General features: G+C 49.1%; 1 rRNA gene. It reads left to right on the top strand.

Going from position 1 to position 2,802, the window contains the following annotated elements:
• Positions 1–159: 159 nt before the first annotated feature.
• Positions 160–2,802 (top strand): 23S ribosomal RNA (locus HMPREF3263_RS08790); the annotation flags it as partial.

Here is a 2,802-nt window from a genome sequence, read left to right as displayed (position 1 = left end):
TTCTGTTCTTTAACAACCAGGAAACAAGCTGAAAAACTGAAGAGACTTTCAAGTCCTTTAAGGATAAGAAAAAGTCTGAGTAAGAAGAAAATCTTGATTGAACAAAAGCAATCAAGTGTTTAGTTGAAAACGCAACATCAAGAATTTTTGAGGTTGTATAGTTAAGTGACTAAGCGTACAAGGTGGATGCCTTGGCAATCAGAGGCGAAGAAGGACGTGCTAATCTGCGAAAAGCTTGGATGAGTCGATAAGAGGCGTTTAATCCAAGATGTCCGAATGGGGAAACCCAGTAGATGAAGAATCTACTATCACTTACTGAATCCATAGGTAAGTGAGGCAAACCGGGAGAACTGAAACATCTAAGTACCCCGAGGAAAAGAAATCAACCGAGATTTCGTTAGTAGCGGCGAGCGAACGCGAAGGAGCCTGTTAGTGATAATGACAGAGACAGAGGAACAAGCTGGGAAGCTTGGCGATACAGGGTGATAGCCCCGTACTCGAAGTCCAGGTCATGGTACTAAGCTAACGACAAGTAGGGCGGGACACGTGATATCCTGTTTGAAGAAGGGGGGACCATCCTCCAAGGCTAAATACTCCTGATTGACCGATAGTGAACCAGTACTGTGAAGGAAAGGCGAAAAGAACCCCGGTGAGGGGAGTGAAATAGAACCTGAAACCTTGTACGTACAAGCAGTGGGAGCCCTTTAAGGGTGACTGCGTACCTTTTGTATAATGGGTCAGCGACTTATATTTTGTAGCGAGGTTAACCGAATAGGGGAGCCGAAGGGAAACCGAGTCTTAACTGGGCGTCTAGTTGCAAGGTATAGACCCGAAACCCGGTGATCTAGCCATGGGCAGGTTGAAGGTTGGGTAACACTAACTGGAGGACCGAACCGACTAATGTTGAAAAATTAGCGGATGACTTGTGGCTGGGGGTGAAAGGCCAATCAAACCGGGAGATAGCTGGTTCTCCCCGAAATCTATTTAGGTAGAGCCTTGAGCGGACACCTTCGGGGGTAGAGCACTGTTTCGGCTAGGGGTCCATCCCGGATTACCAACCCGATGCAAACTACGAATACCGAAGAGTGATACTCAGGAGACACACGGCGGGTGCTAACGTCCGTCGTGGAGAGGGAAACAACCCAGACCGCCAGCTAAGGTCCCAAAGTCTATATTAAGTGGGAAACGAAGTGGGAAGGCTTAGACAGCTAGGATGTTGGCTTAGAAGCAGCCATCATTTAAAGAAAGCGTAATAGCTCACTAGTCGAGTCGGCCTGCGCGGAAGATGTAACGGGGCTCAAATATAGCACCGAAGCTGCGGCATCAGTAGCAATACTGTTGGGTAGGGGAGCGTTCTGTAAGCGGATGAAGGTTAATCGAGAGGTTAGCTGGACGTATCAGAAGTGCGAATGCTGACATAAGTAACGATAAAACGGGTGAAAAACCCGTTCGCCGGAAGACCAAGGGTTCCTGTCCAACGTTAATCGGGGCAGGGTGAGTCGGCCCCTAAGGCGAGGCTGAAAAGCGTAGTCGATGGGAAACGGGTTAATATTCCCGTACTTGGATAAACTGCGATGTGGGGACGGAGCAGGTTAGGTTATCGCACTGTTGGATATGTGCGTTTAAGTTTGTAGGTGTGAAGTTTAGGCAAATCCGGACTTCTTTAACACTGAGAGATGATGACGAGGCTCTACGGAGCTGAAGTAACCGATACCACACTTCCAGGAAAAGCCACTAAGCTTCAGGTTTATCTAAACCGTACTGAAAACCGACACAGGTGGTCAGGTAGAGAATACTCAGGCGCTTGAGAGAACTCGGGTGAAGGAACTAGGCAAAATAGCACCGTAACTTCGGGAGAAGGTGCGCCGGCGTAGATTGTAAGGGCTTGCCCCTGAAGGTTGAACCGGTCGAAGATACCAGCTGGCTGCAACTGTTTATTAAAAACACAGCACTCTGCAAACACGAAAGTGGACGTATAGGGTGTGATGCCTGCCCGGTGCTGGAAGGTTAATTGATGGTGTAATCGAAAGAGAAGCTCCTGATCGAAGCCCCAGTAAACGGCGGCCGTAACTATAACGGTCCTAAGGTAGCGAAATTCCTTGTCGGGTAAGTTCCGACCTGCACGAATGGCATAATGATGGCCAGGCTGTCTCCACCCGAGACTCAGTGAAATTGAAATCGCCGTGAAGATGCGGTGTACCCGCGGCTAGACGGAAAGACCCCGTGAACCTTTACTATAGCTTGACACTGAACATTGAATTTTGATGTGTAGGATAGGTGGGAGACTTAGAAGTAGTCACGCCAGTGATTATGGAGTCGTCCTTGAAATACCACCCTTTAACGTTTGATGTTCTAACGAAGATTACGAAACGTGGTCTCGGACAGTGTCTGGTGGGTAGTTTGACTGGGGCGGTCTCCTCCCAAAGAGTAACGGAGGAGCACGAAGGTTTGCTAATGACGGTCGGACATCGTCAGGTTAGTGCAATGGTATAAGCAAGCTTAACTGCGAGACAGACAAGTCGAGCAGGTACGAAAGTAGGTCATAGTGATCCGGTGGTTCTGAATGGAAGGGCCATCGCTCAACGGATAAAAGGTACTCCGGGGATAACAGGCTGATACCGCCCAAGAGTTCATATCGACGGCGGTGTTTGGCACCTCGATGTCGGCTCATCACATCCTGGGGCTGAAGTAGGTCCCAAGGGTATGGCTGTTCGCCATTTAAAGTGGTACGCGAGCTGGGTTTAGAACGTCGTGAGACAGTTCGGTCCCTATCTGCCGTGGGCGTTGGAGAATTGAAAGGGG

The sequence above is a fragment of the Haemophilus sp. HMSC61B11 genome (assembly GCF_001838615.1).
GTDB classification, from domain to species: domain Bacteria; phylum Pseudomonadota; class Gammaproteobacteria; order Enterobacterales; family Pasteurellaceae; genus Haemophilus_D; species Haemophilus_D parainfluenzae_AD.
Note: the sequence above shows the minus strand (reverse complement) of the source record. Positions and strands in the feature narration are given on the sequence as shown.